Genomic DNA, 2,163 nt, shown 5'->3' with positions numbered 1-2,163 from the left:
ATCTATCATTCATGGAGCTCCTCCTGTATACTCTTAGTAAAGTAAAACTATTGGAGGATATTTTAATGCCACAACCTATTGTTCCTGTAGAGATTCCGCAATCTCGTCGTTTTGATTCTAAAAAGAGAAATGATATTCTGCTTAAAATTCGTATTGGCAAGCTTGAAGTAAGTTTTTTTCAATCTCTCAATCTCGAAATGATAGAACAGCTTTTGGATAAGGTGTTGCTCTATGACAATTCATCTATCTAGCCTAGGGCAGGTCTATCTCGTATGTGGGAAAACGGATATGAGACAAGGCATTGATTCACTGGCTTATCTCATTAAAACCCACTTTGAATTGGATCCTTTCTCAGGTCAAGTCTTTCTCTTTTGTGGTGGACGTAAAGACCGCTTTAAAGCTCTTTACTGGGATGGTCAAGGATTTTGGCTACTATATAAACGCTTTGAGAACGGTAAGTTGACTTGGCCAAGTACAGAAAAGGATGTCAAAGCTCTCACACCTGAACAAGTAGATTGGCTTATGAAGGGCTTTTCTATCACTCCCAAAATAAATTCATCAGAAAGTCGTGATTTCTATTGAAATGAGGACTTTCTTTTTAGTATAATGAAGTTAGAAAACAAGGAGGGAAGCCCGTGGAAGAATTATTGAAAATCATTCAACAACAGAGTGCTACAATTGATAGTCTCACCAATGAACTTGCCCTTCTTCGTGAACAAGTGACTTATCTGACTCAAAAGCTCTATGGAAAATCCTCTGAAAAAAGTGTTTGTCCCTCTGGACAACTCAACCTTTTTGAGGAAGAGTCTCCATCTGAGGAAGATGGAGATGTTCCCAGTTGAAACAGAGGAAATTACCTACAAACGTAAGAAATCTAAAGGGAAACGCCAAGCTCTTCTTGCCCAATTTGATTCAGAAGAAGTTCATCATCAAGTAGAAGAGAGCATTTGCCCTGATTGTCAGGGAGAGCTAAAAGAGATTGGAGCGACCCTTCAACGACAAGAATTAGTCTTTATTCCTGCGCAATTAAAACGAATAGATCATATCCAACACGCTTATAAGTGCCAAGCATGCAGTGAGAAAAATTCGAGTGATAAAATCGTGAAAGCTCCTATTCCTAAAGCCCCTTTGGCGCATAGCCTTGGCTCAGCTTCTATTATCGCTCACACCATCCATCAGAAGTTCAATCTGAAGGTACCCAATTATCGCCAAGAAGAAGATTGGGCTAGGATGGGTTTACCAATCACACGTAAAGAAATCTCTAATTGGCATATCAAGGCGAGTCAATACTATTTAGAGTCCCTTTATAACCTTTTACGAGAAAAGTTGTTAGAACAACCTCTTCTTCATGCGGATGAAACCTCTTATCGGGTCTTAGAAAGTGATAGTCAGCTGACTTACTATTGGACTTTTTTGTCTGGGAAAGCTGAGAAGCAAGGGATCACGCTTTACCACCATGATCAGCGTCGGAGTGGTTTAGTAGTGCAAGAATTCCTAGGAGATTATTCTGGATATGTGCATTGTGATATGTGGTCTGCTTATCGTCAACTGGGAAAAGCTAAACTTGTTGGTTGTTGGGCGCATGTAAGAAGGAAGTTTTTTGAGTCGACTCCCAAGCAAGCAGATAACTCATCGTTAGGTGCTAAAGGTTTAGCTTATTGTGATCAGTTATTTTCTTTGGAAGGAGACTGGGAATCCTTGTCAGCTGATGAACGCCTACAGAAACGTCAAGAAGAGCTCCAACCCCTAATGGAAGACTTCTTTGCTTGGTGTCGACGTCAGTCAGTTTTACCTGGTTCAAAACTAGGACGGGCAATTGAATACAGTCTCAAGTATGAAGAAACCTTTAAGACAATTTTGAAAGACGGGCATCTCGTCCTTTCCAATAATCTAGCTGAACGCGCCATTAAATCATTGGTTATGGGACGAAAAAATTGGTTGTTTTCTCAGAGTTTTGAAGGAGCTAAAGCAACGGCTATTATTATGAGTTTGTTAGAAACAGCTAAACGTCATCAATTAAATAGCGAGAAATATCTATCCTATCTTCTAGAATATCTTCCAAACGAGGAGACTCTCGTTAACAAAGAGGTTTTAGAGGCTTATTTACCATGGAATAAAGTTGTACAAGAAAAGTGCAAATAAGAAATCTCCAGATTAGGAACT

At 39.5% G+C, this 2,163-nt stretch carries 4 protein-coding genes; all 4 read left to right on the top strand.

From position 1 onward, the window contains the following. Nucleotides 1-65: 65 nt before the first annotated feature. The 4 genes from O3636_RS10625 (at nucleotide 66) to O3636_RS10610 (ending at nucleotide 2,142) form a co-directional block, all read left to right on the top strand. Nucleotides 66-251 carry a hypothetical protein gene (locus O3636_RS10625; RefSeq protein ID WP_001136123.1) on the top strand — a complete coding sequence of 62 codons (186 nt, stop codon included), beginning with the start codon at nucleotides 66-68 and terminating at the stop codon, nucleotides 249-251. Continuing rightward, nucleotides 232-582 carry an IS66 family insertion sequence element accessory protein TnpB gene (gene tnpB / locus O3636_RS10620; RefSeq protein ID WP_023941878.1) on the top strand — a complete coding sequence of 117 codons (351 nt, stop codon included), beginning with the start codon at nucleotides 232-234 and terminating at the stop codon, nucleotides 580-582. Before O3636_RS10625 ends, tnpB begins: the two co-directional genes overlap by 20 nt. Nucleotides 583-647: 65 nt before the next feature. Next, on the top strand, nucleotides 648-842 hold the full coding sequence (locus O3636_RS10615; protein WP_371643113.1) for a transposase: 195 nt from the start codon (nucleotides 648-650) through the stop codon (nucleotides 840-842). Further along, nucleotides 823-2,142 carry an IS66 family transposase gene (locus O3636_RS10610; protein WP_371643111.1) on the top strand — a complete coding sequence of 440 codons (1,320 nt, stop codon included), beginning with the start codon at nucleotides 823-825 and terminating at the stop codon, nucleotides 2,140-2,142. The genes O3636_RS10615 and O3636_RS10610 overlap by 20 nt, the downstream gene beginning before the upstream one ends. The last annotated feature ends 21 nt before the right edge of the window (nucleotides 2,143-2,163 follow it).

The sequence above is a fragment of the Streptococcus sp. 27098_8_76 genome (assembly GCF_041432315.1).
Taxonomy (GTDB): Bacteria; Bacillota; Bacilli; order Lactobacillales; family Streptococcaceae; genus Streptococcus.
The sequence above is the reverse complement of the archived record's forward strand: the minus strand, read 5'-3'. Positions and strand labels throughout refer to the sequence as shown.

Coding starts and splice junctions, on each gene's coding strand:
- O3636_RS10625 (WP_001136123.1), top strand. CDS start 66: ATGCCACAACCTATTGTTCCTGTAGAGATTCCGCAATCTCGTCGTTTT.
- O3636_RS10610 (WP_371643111.1), top strand. CDS start 823: ATGGAGATGTTCCCAGTTGAAACAGAGGAAATTACCTACAAACGTAAG.
- tnpB (WP_023941878.1), top strand. CDS start 232: ATGACAATTCATCTATCTAGCCTAGGGCAGGTCTATCTCGTATGTGGG.